The sequence below is a fragment of the Providencia sp. Marseille-Q8014 genome (genome assembly GCF_965112055.1).
The window spans coordinates 471990-490138 of record NZ_CBCOPT010000001.1 but is presented as its reverse complement, the minus strand read 5'-3'; the positions used below and the strand labels follow the sequence as shown (position 1 = coordinate 490138).

General features: G+C 39.3%; 14 protein-coding genes. 4 read left to right on the top strand and 10 right to left on the bottom strand.

All coding sequences use genetic code 11. The features are described from left to right. Positions 1 to 56 precede the first annotated feature (56 nt). The 8 genes from ACWPW6_RS02090 to ACWPW6_RS02055 form a co-directional block, all read right to left on the bottom strand. The gene (locus ACWPW6_RS02090; RefSeq protein WP_163860582.1) at positions 57 to 608 is read right to left on the bottom strand and encodes a fimbrial protein; all 552 of its coding nucleotides are present in this window, start codon (positions 606 to 608) and stop codon (positions 57 to 59) included. Between the two features lie 1970 nt (positions 609 to 2578). Next, entirely contained in the window at positions 2579 to 3439 is an 861-nt protein-coding gene (locus ACWPW6_RS02085) for an MrpH family fimbial adhesin (RefSeq protein ID WP_163860581.1), read from the bottom strand. A gap of 71 nt (positions 3440 to 3510) precedes the next feature. After that, the gene (locus tag ACWPW6_RS02080; RefSeq protein WP_154623779.1) at positions 3511 to 4044 is read right to left on the bottom strand and encodes a fimbrial protein; all 534 of its coding nucleotides are present in this window, start codon (positions 4042 to 4044) and stop codon (positions 3511 to 3513) included. Then, positions 4044 to 4538, bottom strand: a complete 495-nt coding sequence (locus tag ACWPW6_RS02075; protein WP_154623778.1) for a fimbrial protein — start codon at positions 4536 to 4538, stop codon at positions 4044 to 4046. Before ACWPW6_RS02075 ends, ACWPW6_RS02080 begins: the two co-directional genes overlap by 1 nt. Positions 4539 to 4549: 11 nt before the next feature. Next, positions 4550 to 5044 carry a fimbrial protein gene (locus tag ACWPW6_RS02070; protein WP_230085856.1) on the bottom strand — a complete coding sequence of 165 codons (495 nt, stop codon included), beginning with the start codon at positions 5042 to 5044 and terminating at the stop codon, positions 4550 to 4552. Positions 5045 to 5053: 9 nt separating this feature from the next. Continuing rightward, positions 5054 to 5791: a fimbria/pilus periplasmic chaperone gene (locus tag ACWPW6_RS02065; RefSeq protein WP_154623777.1), complete on the bottom strand. Its 738-nt coding sequence runs from the start codon at positions 5789 to 5791 to the stop codon at positions 5054 to 5056. Positions 5792 to 5824: 33 nt separating this feature from the next. Further along, the gene (locus ACWPW6_RS02060; protein WP_163860578.1) at positions 5825 to 8317 is read right to left on the bottom strand and encodes a fimbria/pilus outer membrane usher protein; all 2493 of its coding nucleotides are present in this window, start codon (positions 8315 to 8317) and stop codon (positions 5825 to 5827) included. Between the two features lie 83 nt (positions 8318 to 8400). Next, positions 8401 to 8982, bottom strand: coding sequence for a fimbrial protein (locus ACWPW6_RS02055; protein WP_154623775.1), 582 nt, complete (start codon positions 8980 to 8982; stop codon positions 8401 to 8403). A 1062-nt stretch (positions 8983 to 10044) separates the two neighbouring features. Between ACWPW6_RS02055 and zur the strand changes: the two genes are divergently transcribed. Continuing rightward, entirely contained in the window at positions 10045 to 10560 is a 516-nt protein-coding gene (zur, locus tag ACWPW6_RS02050; protein WP_154623869.1) for a zinc uptake transcriptional repressor Zur, read from the top strand. A 185-nt stretch (positions 10561 to 10745) separates the two neighbouring features. Here zur and lexA read toward each other — a convergent pair whose 3' ends face one another. Continuing rightward, positions 10746 to 11369, bottom strand: a complete 624-nt coding sequence (lexA, locus tag ACWPW6_RS02045; RefSeq protein WP_154623870.1) for a transcriptional repressor LexA — start codon at positions 11367 to 11369, stop codon at positions 10746 to 10748. A gap of 136 nt (positions 11370 to 11505) precedes the next feature. Then, complete coding sequence (locus ACWPW6_RS02040) at positions 11506 to 11880, bottom strand: diacylglycerol kinase (RefSeq protein WP_154623871.1); 375 nt, start codon at positions 11878 to 11880, stop codon at positions 11506 to 11508. A gap of 114 nt (positions 11881 to 11994) precedes the next feature. Between ACWPW6_RS02040 and plsB the strand changes: the two genes are divergently transcribed. From plsB to ACWPW6_RS02025, 3 genes are all read left to right on the top strand, one after another. Beyond that, complete coding sequence (gene plsB / locus ACWPW6_RS02035; protein ID WP_454209255.1) at positions 11995 to 14463, top strand: glycerol-3-phosphate 1-O-acyltransferase PlsB; 2469 nt, start codon at positions 11995 to 11997, stop codon at positions 14461 to 14463. A gap of 753 nt (positions 14464 to 15216) precedes the next feature. Then, positions 15217 to 17313, top strand: coding sequence for an inverse autotransporter beta domain-containing protein (locus ACWPW6_RS02030; protein ID WP_249999731.1), 2097 nt, complete (start codon positions 15217 to 15219; stop codon positions 17311 to 17313). Between the two features lie 41 nt (positions 17314 to 17354). Next, a complete protein-coding gene (locus ACWPW6_RS02025) occupies positions 17355 to 18122 on the top strand; it encodes a ZirU family protein (protein ID WP_249999729.1) in 768 nt (255 codons plus the stop codon). Positions 18123 to 18149 lie beyond the last annotated feature (27 nt).

The window sequence follows — 18149 nt, the reverse complement described above, 5'->3', positions numbered from 1 at the left end:
ATAAAAATCTTAATAAGAGGCTTAAAATAAGCCTCTTTAACAATTAACTAAATTTATTAGTTATAAGATACAGTGAAAGTAACTGGAACTTGTAAAACGTCTGGAGCAACGCCATCTGCTTTAGTTAACAGCAGAGAAGCTTTCATTGGAATAGTTGCACCGTCGTTAGCTTTTACGCCTTCAGCTAAAGTTACCGCTGAATCCGTATTTGGCAGAATTGGAGTAGCGCCTGATTCTAATTTAACGGCTAAAGATTTAGCATCTTTGTTAGCAAATAGCTCAGGGAAACCTGTTGCTTCTTGACCTTGAGCATAAACGCTCATAGTGGTGTCAGAACCATCTTTTGAACAGTTAGTCAGAACTAAGTTAAACTCTTTAACATCACCTAAAGTATCTTTAACGCCTTTACCAGCAGCTTGATCAACTGTAAAAACACCCCAGTCAATTACTGAGCCTTTAGTTGTAGAAGTTACGTCACAAGAAGCCGCACGCAGTTGTGCTTTAAACGTTACTTCAGTTCCTTTTTTACCATCATCTGCGAGTGCAGAACCAGCTACCATTGAACTTGCTAATACTGCTAGAACTGCTAATTTTTTGTTGAATAACATTTTAAATACCTCTGTATTTATATCATGTAGTAGTGAAAGACACATTGTTGTCAATGTTCAAATTTAAATTCATTACATCCTTGTAGATCCTTTCCTAATAATGTTGAATATAAATTTGAATAAACGTTCGTTAGCCTAAAAGCTAACGTTTTGGGGTAAAAAATCCTTTTAATCCCTTTTTTGAAAATCAAATTACTAAGAGAATCTGATTATAAAAAAAGACACTAACATTTCCCTTTATGCATTGATAAGTATGCTGTAAGCAATCATGACATCTTATATATGCATCTATCTTTTAAGGGATATATCAATAAACCGATAAGGTTTATCTAAAATTGAGATAGCTAAAAGTACTATTTCTATACATGAATAGCATAACTATTCTATGAATAGTATATCGACTTTCTAGCTAACATAATTAGTTAACTCATTAACTACTTTTCTGGCAAAGATAAATCCCAATAACGGAAAGACAGCTCATGTTAGGAATACCTTTTATATGTCAATGCACTAGAATCTATAAGTATTAAATCTTCCTAGAATCTTCTTTCCTAGTTTTATAGCCCAGCGTCGTAATATAATAACCATTTTAAATATGAGGAAACCTTCAAATATCTCCCCGACTGATTTCAATATTACTCAATCAATATTCCTTGTCAAAAAAACACAAATAAAGAATTACAATTAGAATTTAAAAACAAAAACAAGACAACAAACAAAATTTTCATCCAACCAAAGCTAAAGATATTTTTTTTATGCAAAAATAATTAGAGCAATTTATCTTTATAGAATAAAAAAATTTATAAATGTTTTGATCTATGTCAATTTATTTAAAGTTATTTCATTATAAATAAAACTATATACAACGACATTCTCATTAAAAAAAACCAAAATGTAGGCCACAAAAAGAATTTGAGGCGATAAAAACACTTAAATTTTAGAATATAAAACTATACGAAAAAACTTAGGTCAGAAAACTCTTAATTAACATTTAACCTAAAACATAACATTTATTTATTTTTTATAGCATAAGTTGATGTATATCAGATTACATATAATATAGAGGCTTAACTTTATCATTAATAAATCAATAGGTTAATTAACATTCACACCACAAAACTTACTTTATTCACACTCTTTCGATTTTCAAATTCTCAATATACGCGTCAGAAAAACAACACGTGGTAAGGAATAACGCTCAATCACCCAATATTCATATTTTATTATATTCCATTTCATTAGCTTATTATCACGATATAAATGGCCATGTATAAAGCCTAATACCCAATGAATACTTTGCATTTAAGCTAATACAAGTGTTTTTCTCGTATTAGATCACGAGCTAAAATGAAACAGCGATAATGAGATTTTCACCCTCTCAAATGACAGAGTGGGTGATAAAAATGTGGTTTTACGGAAGCTCATACCCGTTACTATTTTAAAACTAACGGATTCAGGCACGCACTCGAAGATATAGATTGTTAAAAGGATGACAACAGTGGAGGGGATTGAAGAATAATGTATGGTGGTGGTACAGAAATAAATGATGTAAAAGATGAGAAGAGTCTCAGAGGAAAATAGCAAGATGAGAAAAAGTCGTATGCGCAATCATAAAAATAAGCTAAAGATGACTGAAACAAACTCATGTAAGTAAGGGTAATGCATGGGTCGTTATTGCTTTACTCGGTTGTTGTAAAATAATCAAAGAATGATGTCAAACCCAATACATCACCATAAAATAACTTTATGGAACGAGTTAATCGCATATTTCGCTGTCAATTTTAAATACCGATTGTTCAAACTCATTAAGCTAAATAAGAAAAGCAGCTTGGTTTTGGCTACAAGATGATAACCAAAACCAAACACGCTAACATTTCAATCATTTCCCTCAGAGAATGTTTCGTGAACGCTTAGAGAACACTGAATTGAAGCATTTCAATAATAGGGAAATAGACAATAGCCACAAATGATTATGGTACAACCATAACTAATGTAATGCGCCCGCTGAATTTGCCCGGTTTGACTTCGCCATGAGTGATTAATGTTGACTCAGTAAAGACAGGCGTTTCCATATTGGCCTGCATGTTATAAACCACTCCAGCTGATGCTGGTGAGCCATTTAAGGTAATATGCGATTTTAATGAACCATCGGGACGTAAATTAACGTAGTCGCCGTCCATGTTAGACATAATTTTAATCGCCATATCTTTGTTGCACATTACCGAAAACCAACTATTTTTTTGATTACCATTCAGCTCATCCGGATTTAATGCCCCGTGATCTAAGACTAACTGTTGATTATTGATATATTTAAATGCGCATTTTCCTGCTGGTGGCGGTACAATCCCACAGACACCACCAGGTAGCATCGTTGCTCCGCCTTTTTTGTCTGTTGTCGCAACAAATATACCGACACACTCTTCTGTTGTTATGGGCCCACTATGGCGAGTTTTACCACTTTTTGGAAATGCTAAACCACATTGAGATTGGGCATCCCTAATAATTGCGGCCATCGAGGTATAGTTAATAAAATTTATTGAGCAAGACCAGTCAATACGACTCGCCGTTCCCCCTTTTGAAGGGGCTGCATGTAAGTGGTTAATCGAGAAATAACACCCTCTCGCATTGCTACCTAATATCGTTTTGCACGGATTAGGCTCATAAGGAGAACTTACCTTCCAATTTTCAATCACATAATGGTAGGTATTTTCGGTTTTACTATGACTTTCAACCTCTTCTACATACGAAAAATAAGTTGATGCATAAACCATTGCTGAAGAAGAAAGTGCTAGTAATAGCCCGACTCCAAAATTAGCAATTATCTTGAACATAACTCTCTTCCCATAAAACAAGTTAGTGATAAAAATAAGGCATGACTTAGGATGTAAAATGGTTTATCTGCCTATTCGTATTGTATTAAAAATGTTGCAGCGGCCGAAAAACGACCAGGTTTAATTGATTTATTGTTGATGGCGTCTTGGCTTGCCTTTAAAAAGGTATTGAATTTCAACTCATTGCGGCCATTTTTTTCAATTAGTATTAAATCAGTATTTTCATTAAGTAATACAGGTTTTCCATCAACCGTCTCAAAGCCAATGCCTAAGCCAGGATTTGTATCATTACCATCAAGTGATAAAAAACCTGCTAACTGGTGATGTGGAGTACCAATAAATTTAACTTTTAATTTTTGCGCAATACTTAAATCACATTCAGAAATAACCAGTATTAACTCTTTCTTGGAGAACTCAAAACCACGCTCATAGATATCTAATAGCCTGATATCACCAAAATTAATTTCAACATTCTTATCTTCAGGGGCGATAGTACAAGGAGCATTCACTAAAGTGCCTTTTACTTTAAGATCATTCGCCAGAGAAAATGCGGACCAACTACTCATGAAGATAATACAGGTATAAGCTAGCCATTTTTTCAACATTACTGATACTCCACAACTAATGAACCATTAGCAATAAAGTTACCTGTAGCAAGTTCATTGTTTCCATTACGAATTAACACCGCCCACAATACCCCTGGTGAGCTAGGATTAATTAAATATTTTTTACCGAGTTCCAATTCTTGATCTGCTAATTGAAATTTCACTGCTAAATTATCAATACCAGTATTTAATCCATTAATATCGAACTTACTTTTCACGCCATTAAGCGTTAAGTACATTGCCCAGTTATTTTTGTTTTCACCACACTCAATTTGGTAATTAACCTGTCGTTTTTGCTCTTTTCCTTGAATCGACTTAACGGGCACATTACCAAAATCAACTTCGATTTCTTTACCGTTATCAATCTTGCAGGGTGGAGGTGTGATCAAATTACCTTTAATGCGTATATCTGCTTCGCCATCTTTTGCGGTCGCATGGTGAGACACAATGAATAGGCAGAGTACGGCATACACTAATTCTTTTACCTTTTGCATATATTTCGCCCTTATTGGTATTCAACTTTAAGCGTTGCATTGGCTGTAAATTTACGTGCAGGCAAATTAACACCACTTTGTTTTACCAAAACAGCAAATAATTTAGGCGGAGTATCTAAATTAAAAGGGCGTTTTTTCTTAATAGGTAAGTCTTCCGTACCCGCTTTAAACAGCACCGCTAAACCATCAACATCTGTCTTTAAAGAACGTTGGTCAAAAGTGGAAGGGGTACCATCAACAAACAACGTTAAATTCGGCTTTCCACCACCAACACAACTCACTTCATACTCTAAAGGTTGCTTATAGAGGTCGCCTTCGATACGTGTCGTCATAACATCACCAAAGTCAACCTCAATGGCGCGTCCATTATTAATTGAACAGGGTTTTGCTAAAACTTCACCTCTCACTTCCACAAATAAATACCCTGAAAAACCTAAGGTATAAGGCGTATGGAAAATAAGCCCTAGCAGTAATAACCGTGTAAAATATTTAATAGACATCATCATGTTATAACCTTATTTTCTAGGTACCACAGAGCATTGACTAGCATTACAAGTAAATTTCAAATCAACGGTGCCACCAAAGTCATTAAGATAAACCAGGGTCGGGGACATCCCAATATCGCCAGCGCTACTGCCTAATGCCATTTCTCCCTTAGGGGGAACCATAATCGGTTCAAATTTATCAACGTCGCTATTCCCTTTTTTCAATCGGGTAATAGACATAAAGAATGGAGAAGGGTTTTTCACTACATAGTTTTGGCCTTGCTTAACAATTTTTATCTCATTCTCTTGAGGAATAATTTCCATTCTTTCTTTTTTAACAATGTCTTTCGGACGATAAAAAAGTTTAATTTTTGTTTGTAAGGCAATTTGCAAAACATTAGGTTTATCGCTACGGGGAGGAATTTCTCTAACGTTCAAGTAATAGACACTTTCACGGTCTTGGGGCAACTGTGAAATAGCGGGTACCGATTGTACTTTAATCTGACTTTTCGCATCGGCTTCAATACGATGTACAGGAGGTGTCACAATGAAAGGAGAATTCACCTTCTCGTCTTTTTCATTCTCAATCCATGCTTGTGCTAAATAAGGGTTATTTTTATTTTCATTTGTTAAAACAATGCTGACAGATTTTTCTCCCTCATTATAGATAACACGAGTTCTATCCAATGCAATTGCTGAATAAGCAGATTGTACAAATAATGACGCACTTATTGCAGTTAATATCGGTATAATTTTTGATAAATACATATTTTCACCATTGACCGTAAAATCTATTTTTCATTATTTACATGGCAACAACATAACATTTGCCATGGTTCCATCTATTTTTTCGGGTAATTGAATATGGCAGCGAGTATCGTCTCCCCAAAGAACGTCAAGTGACTCAAGAGGATTAATGCCCGCTAAGTATACAAACCCTTTATCAGATACAATCCCAACTTCCTTATTGGATTTGTTGGTTACCGATGCCCCAAAAGGAGGGTAACTATTATCAGCTAATGTAATGGTCGCTAATATTTTTTGACCTTCTATCACATTAAATTTTCGGTAACCAATTGCGCCTTCCGTTAATGTTGCATACTGAGTTGACTGCACCGCTTCTGCATTATCAGGCAATTTATCTAAATCAATTTTTAGGTTGTTACGGTTATAATCCATCACACTGGTAATAACGGCTTTACCGTATTTATTTGTTCTTACCGGCGTAACAGAATTATGTATTGGAACACCTTCAATCCCATTGGTATCAATTAAAATACGTGAACCACCACTTACTGAGTTGTTTCTATGCAATGCTCCACCTTCAGGAGTGATTGTCATCCCTCCCTTAATTTGCATAGATAGTGCACTTTGTTCATCTTGAATATAAGTACCACTCGCATTTAATTGCGTCGCATCCCCTTCGTAAGTATACATACCTGAAGTGGTGAGCTTATCTTTATCCCATGTTCCCGCGGAAATGTTATAACTTTGCCTGTTATCAATTCGACTAAAGTAGTTAACATTATTACTGTGCGTACCTCTGGAATAAGAGCCAGAATAACTGATACTCGAATCGTTATTTTCTAATGGAATATTTAAGTTAACGTACACACCATCATCAGTCGTTTCACGGCTTTTAGTTCGATAAGCAGTCAAACTTAAACTGACGTTTTTCATCTTACCAATATCGAAATAATTAGATACCGTCATATTATATTGATTCGATGAAGGACGGTTCCAATAAGTTTGGTGTGAATAGTTTAAATACAGGTTCGTGTTATAGTCAGGAAGCGCTGTACCAAAAATAATGGTATACAACTCTTTACCGCTATCTATCGTATCGCCGTTATAACGACGATCAATAAACTGAGGCATGCTCATATAGTTTCTTTCAGAAAAGCGGTAACCAGCAAACGTAATTTGGCTATTAATTTCATCGAACTGTTTGGAGTAGGTAATGTTATAAGAGTTACCACTTAACGTACGATTATTATCAATATTGCCCATTTGCGCCCGAGAGATATTGATGTTCCCCGATAACACACCAAACGGCGCAAAGTCACGACCAAAACCAATCGCTACGTTTTGATATTCTGAAGAAGCTAATAAGCCACCATAAATTGTTGTATTATTTGTCGCCCCCCAAGATAACGAACCTAAACTAAACTCAGGGCCTTGCGTATTATGTTCGTCTTTGGTCGGTTTTCCCAAGACGAATTGATAAATAAGTTGTCCTGGGCGAGTCAAAGTCCCCAGTTTTGATGTTTCCACTTTATAGCTCGTGACACTTCCATCCTGCTCTTGAATAGTCACATCCATGGTACCGCCACCAAACGAGTTAACGTCTTGGATACGGAATGGCCCAGGACTCACTTCTGTTTGATAAATAATACGGCCATCTTGTTTAACGATAACGGTGGCGTTAGTTTTTGCTACCCCTGCTATTTCAGGTGCATAACCCTGTAAGCGAGGCGGGAACATTGATTCATCCGTTTCTAAACTCACCCCGAGATAGCGAAAACTATCAAACAAGGTTGAGGATAGATATTGTTCACCGAGAGTTAAACGAGCACTGAGTGAACGAATTGCACGGTAAGCATAGAGTTGGTTCCAAGCCCATGATTGGCTACGTTTATTGAGCTCTCCGTTTTGTGATTGCCAATCCGCTCTGAAACGCCATGGGCCGATATTGGCGCCCATAGTCCCTGTTGCAGTGATACCTGTTTGCGTTCCCTTCCCATTGCCTTTTTGCTCTTTGACCAAACGGCCTGTTGCGTTATAGTCAAGAAAAGCGCCTAAAATACCATCATCCCAACGTGTAGGGGGATCCCAGCTTGCATCTTGGTACTCCATATATGCTTGCGGTATTTTAATTTTTAACGTGTTTTTAGCTAAATCCCCCTGAAAACTCATTTCAGGGATGCTACGAATATCTAAACATTGCCCATCTTTCAGCCATTGAATTTTATTTTCCCACTCCTCTTTCAATCCTAGCAGTGGATATATTTCTGGCGTAATACAAGCCAAAGAGACTTTCTTATCGTAATTAGGATTAAAAAAAATGACTGGCTGTTCAGCAATTATTTTCGTGTTATTAACTTCAAGATCTAAAGAATAATCACCAGGGGGAACATAATTGGCATGAGAAAACTTACTGAAATCTATATTTTCAGTTCCCTCACCATCTAGAAAATCCGTATTAAAGTCGATAGCCTCTTCAGACCAAACTATCGTTGGAATTAGCATCAAAAGCATTATTTTTGTTATTACATTTAATTTCATGCTTTTCATTTAACTAACCCACTAATAAGAATAGATAAAATAAGGTCATCAACATATGGCGCAAATACGCCATATGTTGGACACATTAAGTCTTATTGATAAATGATTTTGAAGTTAGCAACAGTATCGAAACGACCTGTTGTTGCTTTGTTATTAGGATCTTCGTTACCTTTCACATAAGCTTCGAAATGCAGAGTTGTTTCTGAACCATCACCGTTATTTAGGTCATAGCCATTACCAGTACCTGGGAATGGTTTACCGAACTCAACGATTTTGCTTCCACCATCAGTGATAACAATACCCGCGTTCTGTACTTTACCTAAACCAAGTAATTCACCGGTAAAGCCTGTGAAACCAGAAATTGTTCCACCCGTAAAGGTGATTTTTGCGTTTTTGTACGTTTCAGTTGAGCAATTTTTCAGCACGATATCAAATGGACGGCTATCTGAACGGAACTTACCAGATGTTAATTCGTGCAATGCGATTTCACCAAAACGAACAGTTTGATTCAGGTTATCATCATCAATTGAACAAGGTACATCATTGATGAAACCAGTGAATTGAATTTTACCTTGTGAGCTTTCAACTGGAGCAGGATCATCTGCCATCGCAGTCATAGAAACACCCATAGTTAAACCTAATGCCAAACTTACCGCTAATTTATTAAATTTCATAAAGATTTCCTTTAGATATGTAGGAAGTAGCATTCTCTATCCCGATAAACTCTAAAGAAATGAACCCATAAGCTCATTTTCGATTAGAATTAGCATTAGTGAAAATTTCCTTATTCCACTAGAACCTTTTAGGAAGAGATTTTTTTAAAATAAATAAATTAATTCATTTAATTTATTTTTATAAAAAGAAAAAATTGAAATATTCAATTTGTTACTTTAAACATGGAATATTTAATGAGGTAAAATCCTTTTTTCTCCAACCTTTTTCAACGTTGAAGTAAATAATCAATATATATTCCACAAAACTCAAACAGAACTGGATTACCCATACTTTGATGACCCATATTTTCTATAGACAATCCTACACACACGATATTTTTTGTCAAAATTAACCGGAATACGAAACACGGACAGTCAATTATGTTGTTATTTTCTTATTTTCAGTTTTCAACCATTAAAAAAGGCAGCACCAACTCCTAAAAGTAGTAATAATTAGAAAAATATATATAAAAATGTAAGTTTGTATTTATAAAAACTTAATAATTTTTTCTAAAAAGAAAGTCGTTTTTTTATAAGGAAACACGCAGTAACAGCAAAAAACAATGACATCAATAGATTAAAAACAAAAAATAAGAATTAAAAAATAAAAAAGCAATAAAAACAAAATAAAAATCTATAGGGAAAAATTTAGATAAGAAAACTCCCAATTGAAATGTGTTACTGAAGGTTACTTTTTAAATTTAAAGTTACATTTTAATTGTTATTATTTTGTATTGGTTTTGTTTTTATCGTGATAATAAATTACTTATTGCACCAGAGTATAATGGTGCCATTTATAACCCTATTTCACTCACTTTTAGTAACATGCTTAAAATACAATATTAACGTATATTGTGAGATGTGATTTATTTATTTGAATATTAAATGGTTGTGATTTTTTCCTAATACGCTTTTTTCTAAGCCTCACTTTTTATTCATTCTCATTTCAGTCTCTATGTATCATAAAGTTATGGTAAACTTGTCTTCACTATCATTGGGATTTTTGCTGTGGGGTCAACGACCATGAAAATAATGAGTGAGGATAAGCTGCTAGTGATGGCCGAAAGAATTTGCCAATCAAGAGGTGTTAGGCTAACGCCTCAGCGGGAAACCGTTCTACGGCTAATAGCGCAACAACACGGTGCAATAAGTGCTTATGACCTGCTCGATTTGCTGCGTGAAGTCGAGCCTCAAGCCAAGCCACCAACAGTCTATCGTGCGCTTGAATTTTTAATGGAACAGAGCTTTATTCATAAAATCGAATCGACAAATAGCTATGTTATCTGCCATCACTTTGACAATCCTAGCCATATCTCAGTCATGTTGATTTGTGATCATTGCGGTGGCGTAGCAGAAAGTGATTGCGGAACCATAGAAGCTGCTATTTTAGATTTAGCTAATCAAAATCAATTTCAACTCCGTCATACCGTCGTTGAGAACCATGGTTTATGCCGAGTATGCAGTGAGTTAGCTAGCTGTAAAGACCATGAGCATTGTCATCATGACCATGAACAACCTATTAAGACAAAGAAAAAGTAATCACTAAGACAATAAAATAGACAAAACACACTATAGTAGAGTGTAATATTTTATGTCTCTTAATAAGTCGGGTGCACAGATAAACTCACTAATGAGTAAAAGAAAGGTATCGCAGGCAGACTCCTAAAATAGATACATAGTAAATCTGCCAGCAATATTTTTGAGGGTATTTTATGGCGCTAACATTAGCACCAGTCACCATTACGGATCACGCCAACCGCTAGCCCTTCAATTGTAAAATTCTGCTGACGCAGATCAACAATAATCGGAGCAAATTCTGCATTTTCAGCGATTAACTCAACACGGTTACCTTGCTGCTTAAAGCGTTTCACAGTCACTTCATCTTCAATACGTGCAACAACCACTTGCCCATTACGGACATCTTGTGTTTTATGCACAGCTAAAAGGTCGCCATCCATAATCCCAATGTCCTTCATTGACATACCATTAACACGTAATAAAAAATCAGCATGGGGCTTAAATAGAGCAGGATCCACTTGATAATGACTTTCAATGTGCTCTTGAGCCAATAGAGGTTCGCCAGCAGCAACACGTCCAATCAAAGGAAGCCCCTGAACTTCAGCATCATTTTCTTCTTCAAGTAGTAAACGGATACCACGAGAAGCCCCTGAAACAATCTCAATGACCCCTTTACGTGCCAAGGCTTTAAGGTGCTCTTCTGCCGCATTAGGCGAACGAAAACCAAGGCTTGCTGCTATTTCAGCGCGTGTAGGTGGCATACCCGTCTGAGAAATGTGATCGCGCACCAGATCATAAACCTGCTGTTGTCTAGCCGTCAGTGCTTTCATCTCGTTCCCCTGTTTGTTTATACAGTCAGACTGTGAGTATATACAGGTAAATGAAGTTTTGAAACACTTAAATCACTGAAGTGCCATATTTGTTGAAAGCTCATCAAGGATTTATCGATTTGCGACAATTTCTACATTAGCCAGCAAAATAGTGTTGCCATAAAACGGTTGCCCAAATAACCAACGCGAGTCCAATGGTCACAAACACCGCGGCAGAACCGATATCTTTAGCTCGACCAGACAATTCATGATATTCACTGCCCACGCGATCAACCACCGCTTCAATTGCACTATTCAGTAATTCAACAATCGCCACCAGCACAACAGAACTGATCAACAATAATCGATCGATATAACTCACATCCAACCACAGCGCGATAATGACGGCAATCAATGCCGCAACAGATTCCTGCCGAAAGGCCGCTTCATTAATCCAAGCCGCCTTTAATCCTTTAAGGGAATACCCCGCAGCCTTTATTACACGAGTCAATCCCTTAGTTTGGTTCGCCATATTTATTCCTCAAAATTACAAACAATAATCATTTTTTGCGGTCAAAGTTAATCATTTGCCAGTTGATTTCTGGTATGCTTGCGAAGCATTGTTAACAAGAGGCTATAATCATTTATGTCACTATGGCGTAAAATATATTACAACACGTTGAATTTACCACTTAAATTACTGGTAAAGAGTAAACTCGTTCCAACAGACCCGATATCAGAACTGGAATTGGACACCAGCCGGCCCACGTTATACGTGTTGCCTTATCATTCCAAGTCTGACCTTTTAACATTACGTCACCAATGCTTATCGATCGGTCTACCTGACCCGTTGGTCGATAATGACATTAATGGCACTAAATTACCGGCCTATGTCTTCATTGATGATGGTCCGAGAGTCTTTCGCTACTACTCACCAAACCCACGTAAAGAGTCAGTAAGAATATTCCATGCATACCTAGACTTGCATCGTAGTAATCCGAATCTCGATATTCAAATGCTACCTGCATCCGTGATGTTTGGTCGTGCACCTGGACGAGAAGGCCATACACCGGCTCCCCCCTTACGCTTACTCAACGGTATCCAAAAATTCTTTGCCGTGATTTGGCTTGGGCGAGATAGTTTTGTCCGTTTTTCGCCAACCGTATCCATGGGAGTGATGGCGCAAGAGCATGGTACCGATACGATTATTGCGAATAAACTAGCACGTGTTGCCCGTATCCATTATTCACGTCAACGCCTCGCGGCGGTTGGTCCGAAACTGCCTGCCCGCCAAGATCTTTTCAATAAGCTATTAACCTCAAAAGCGATTGAAAAAGCGGTTGAAGATGAAGCACGTAGTAAAAAAATTCCACTGAAGAAAGCACAGCAAAATGCCGTCAATATGATGGAAGAAATTGCGGCTAACTTCTCTTATGAAGCAATACGCTTGACGGATAGAGTATTAGGCTGGACTTGGAACCGTTTATATCAAGGGATCAATGTTCAGCATGCGGAACGCGTTCGTCAGTTAGCGCAAGATGGCCATGAAATTGTGTATGTGCCATCACATCGTAGTCATATGGATTACTTATTGCTTTCTTATGTTCTGTATCATCAAGGGTTGGTCCCCCCTCATATCGCGGCAGGTATCAACTTAAACTTTTGGCCAGCAGGTCCAATTTTCCGCCATTTAGGCGCTTTCTTTATACGCCGTACGTTTAAAGGAAACAAACTTTATTCGACCGTATTTCGTGAATATCTCAGTGAGCTGTTTGCACGGGGTTATTCCATTGAATACTTTGTTGAAGGTGGACGCTCTCGCACAGGTCGCTTGTTGCAACCCAAAACAGGCACACTGTCGATGACACTACAGGCCATGCTACGTGGTGACTCTCGCCCTATTACTATCGTACCGATTTATATTGGTTATGAACATGTCATGGAGGTAGGGACCTATGCAAAAGAGCTACGAGGTGCTGAAAAGGAGAAGGAAGGCTTCTTTTCGATGGTACGAGGCCTGCGTAAATTACGTAATTTAGGTCAAGGCTACGTTAATTTTGGCCAGCCGATTTCGTTAACACAGTATTTAACGAAACATGTGCCTCATTGGCGTGATTCTATCGATCCTATTGAGCCTCAAAGACCAAGTTGGTTAAACCCTGTTGTGAGTGGTTTGGCCGATAATATTATGGTGAATATCAATAACGCAGCGGCTGCCAATGCGATTAACCTTTGTTCAACGGCACTACTGGCTTCACGTCAACGCTCTCTAACGCGTGAACAACTGATTGAGCAAGTCGAATGTTACCTGCAATTATTACGTAATGTTCCTTATACTGCGGATACAACGACACCCAATAAAACCGCCGAGCAATTGTTAGAACATGCTTTGCAGATGGATAAATTTGAAGTCGAAAAAGATAGCATGGGGGATATTATTATTCTGCCTCGTGAAAATGCTGTTTTAATGACCTATTATCGCAATAATATCCATCACCTTTTGGTCTTACCATCACTGATATCAAGTATTGTGCTACACCATGAGCGCATCAGTCGCCAAGATATCCACTATCAGGTTGGGCAAATTTACCCGTTCCTCAAAGCGGAACTATTTATGCGCTTTGATAACGAATCTTTGATAGAGGTCGTTAATACTTTAATTGATGAACTCAACCATCAACAGTTGGTATGCGTGAAAGAAGACGGCGTCGTGGTACTCAATCCTCGTCGTATTCGACCGTTGCAGCTACTCGCCGCAGGTGTCCGTGAGACATTACAACGCTATGCGATTACGCTTTCTCTACTCAATGCGAGCCCTGAAATTAGCCGTAATACCTTAGAGAAAGAAAGCCGCATGCTTGCTCAGCGACTTTCTGTGCTGCATGGCATTAATGCACCGGAGTTCTTTGACAAAGCTGTCTTTTCAACTTTAGTGGAAACACTCCGAGAAGAAGGCTATATCGATAACGATGAAAACGACATTTTTACGGCCAACGCGAAAAAACTGTATTCTGTTATTTCACGTTTAATGTCGCCAGAAATACGTTTAACTATCGAAAGCGTCAGCCAGCCAGAAGAGCGTTCTGCTGAGAAAGACCCCGCAAAAGAAGATTAGTTAGTTTACTCTACAACCCTAAACTAAGGGGGAATGCGTCTAACATTCCCCCTTATTTGTATCCATCCCGTCAGCTATACCGACTTAGCCCAAAATCACATACCGCTTCATCAAGACCCACTTAAATAGGAATATGTCACTTGTTGAAGGTGCTGACGATAAGCGTTCTTACCGTTTCTGAATGAGTCCCTATTATTTTAAGGTTCAATATTCCTGACAGAAAACGAATTCAACATATCGCGACGTGATTTTGAATTAATAGAAGAAAACGTCAATCACCTAAAGACACATTGGCTAAGAGGTTGTGAATTGATTAGTGCAAATGAACATAGCTAATAATACGCGGCTTGGAATATGACGAGTATAAAAAAGTGATCTTAATTGATAATACATTCCCCTTCCTTAATTCATCCCACCGTTTCTGACTTCCTATTTAATCCAAACAAGTACGTTCTCATTATTAGCCTGAATATATACATTACACGTCAAAACGAGACAGCAATATTGAGTCAGGTTTTAATATCCACAAACCAAATAAAGCACAGACTTATATAGCAATCAATTATAGATACACAACTCAATATCTGCCTATCGCACTTTATTATTGGTGTTTAGCACTCTGGAGCGTTCAGCTATCGTTATTGTTGAAATAACCTAATAACTGATCTCTCTAAGTAAGGTAATTAGCATTTATTACCCAGCTATCCGCAATGGAAATACCTTCCTAAAGGAAGGAATAAAAGGAATAGATCAATGATTTTTGGTATTAACCATCACAGTATCAAATCATCTCAGAGGCACTTATTACTTCCCGTTTTACTGTCCGTCTCCATCATGCCCGCAGCGACAGTATTTGCGACGGACTTTGTGGGTGAGGTGGAAGTGAAACCTTACTATTTGCGAGCAGGAGAGACCGTTTACAGCGTGGCTCATCAGTATGATCTGACTGTGGAGGAACTGAAAACCCTGAATCAAATGCGTCAGTTTCCCCGCGCTTTTGAACAGCTATCGGCAGGAGATGAAATTGATGTTCCAAGCACACACGCAATAAAGGCAGCTAACAAAAAAGCGACAACAAAAGAGCAGGCTGACCAACAAGATCATGAAATACAGAACTGGTTGTCTCGTACTGCTCCCGACTTTTTTGAGTCTATGAACACACAAAGTCCTAACGAGTATCTTTCCAGACAAGCCAAAAATATGGCCGTTACCAAAGCCTCATCAACCGTAGAAAACTGGCTGAATCAGTATGGCACTGCACAGATTGGTGTGCAGCCGGGAGACAAACTGTCACAGAGCACCCTATCTGCTGACATGCTGCTCCCCCTGTATCAAAACCCGGATTGGCTCGTCTTCACCCAGTTCGGTGGGCGAAACCTTGATGAGCGCACCACGCTAAACTTAGGGGGTGGAGTTCGTCGATTCAATGACCAATGGATGTATGGTGTAAACACCTTTTATGACATCGATATTACTGGTAATAACCGTCGAGCCGGTATCGGGGGAGAGTTGTCGTCCGATTACCTACGTTTCTCTGCTAATGGTTATCTACGACTCAGCAACTGGCATCAGTCACGGGATTTTGACGACTATGATGAACGACCAGCCAATGGGTTTGATATGACCGCCAGTGGCTGGTTACCGTCTTATCCACAGCTTGGCGGCAAACTGAAATATGAACAATATTTCGGGGATGAAGTGGCGCTGAAAGATAAGGATACGCGTAGTCAGACTCCAAAAGCGATCACGGTGGGAGTGAACTATACCCCTTTCCCATTGGTCACCCTCGGCGCTGACTGGCGTAAAGGAAACGGGAGCGATGAACTTCAGCTGCAAGCAAAACTGACCTATTCATTAGGCGTGCCTTGGAAAGATCAAGTGTCATCTGCCGCAGTAGCGAATCTACGCACGCTCTCAGGCAACCGTATGGCACTGGTAGAGCGCAATAACAACATCGTGCTCGAATACCGTAAACAGGAACTTATCAGTCTGATACTGCCACAGGTCATCCGCGGCCGTGGCGCTAGCCAGCAGTTAGTTAACGCCATTCTGAACGCAAAATACGGCGCTGAACGCGTGGAATGGGGAATGCTTAGCGCATTCTCATCCAAAGGCGGGAAAGTGCAGTCTGCTGGCAAAAGTCTGACTGCTTGGCAGATACGCCTACCAGCTTGGCAAGCGGGGTCAACGAATACCTATACCCTGAGTGCCAGCGCATGGGATGGAAAGGGAAATGCGTCAAAACCGGTCTATGTCACGATCATCGTGGACGCTGGGCTTTCTAACCGCTACTCACGTCTAACAGTGGGGTCAGATTCACTGAATATCGCTCAATCCGAAATATTGACTCTGACGATGCGAGATGAACAAAACGCACCGGTAACGGGGCTAGCTTCTTCTATTCAGTTGCCATTTACCTTCAAAACAAAGAAAGATGGGCCATCCCTGTCGCCTTCGCAAAGTGGTATTAAGTTGGCGGCATTGAAAGAAACGGCTCCCGGTGTTTACACCACCACCATAACAGCTGGAAAGCTTCCCGGCACTCTTACCCTGACCCCACAGGTAGATGGTATCAGTATCGCGTCGACGACAGTAGAAGTGATGGCAGCCCCCGTGGGGATACAGATATTTCGAAACGGTACCGCCATGACAGGGCATCCTGTGGTTGGTGATGTCCTGACTGCCACCCCAGACTGCCAAGATAACTGTATTTTGCCAACCGCGTGGCAGTGGGAAGTAGAGACAACTCAAGGGTCAGGACAGTATCAGCCTATAAGTGGCGCGACAGCCATTACGTATACCGTCACGACAGAGATGCAAAAGCGCAGACTGCGAGTAACGGCACAATAAATACGCCCATCGGGCATTTAAAAATATGAGGTAACAATCAGATGAACAAAAATCAGCAACCAAACCTAATAGCAGGCAAAGGCAAACTCGCTCTCCTGATAACGGGTGCAGTTCTGAGCATGGCTGTCAGTACGCCTGTACTCGCAGCCTTCACGACTACTCCTGTCTCGGTGACCTCCCCCGCGACAAAATCGGTTATCGGTCATGCGCCAGTTCTGAAAACAGATGGGCAAATCAAAGCCAATGACAAAAACGGTGACAATGTGTTAGGAGAAAATGACACTTTGGAGGCTTCAGGCTTTGCGTTCGACGATGCAGATGGCGATAAAGTCACCATTAGCTATGAGTGGCTTGCAGACGGAACAACGATTCCAAGCGAGACCAGTGACAAGCTAATACTGACAAATAAGTTGCTGGGGAAAACTATCACAGTCAAAGCAATTGCGCACACTGATCCAAATGCTACCGATCCCGCAGAGAGCAAACCCGTGGGAGCGAAAACCTACCTAGATATTAAAGGAACCAAGCTACCGGACGGTAGCGGAATTACAACAGTGAATGGTAGTGTCGTGAAAGCCGTGACCATCTCCGGTCTCACTTCAGGAAAACCAGAGGTTGGTAAAAAGCTGACAGCAGATGTTACCTGTCATGGCACTTGTGACAGTAGCAAATTGACTTACCAGTGGCAGATTGAGAATGCGGCGGGTTCAGGCTTATACAGTAATATTCCGAGCGCAACCACGAAAGAGTACACCGTTAAGGGTACTGACCAGAAACGAAAAATTCAAGTTATCGTCTCTAACAAATAATCAGTATGAGCCGCGGCGGGTTGCTCC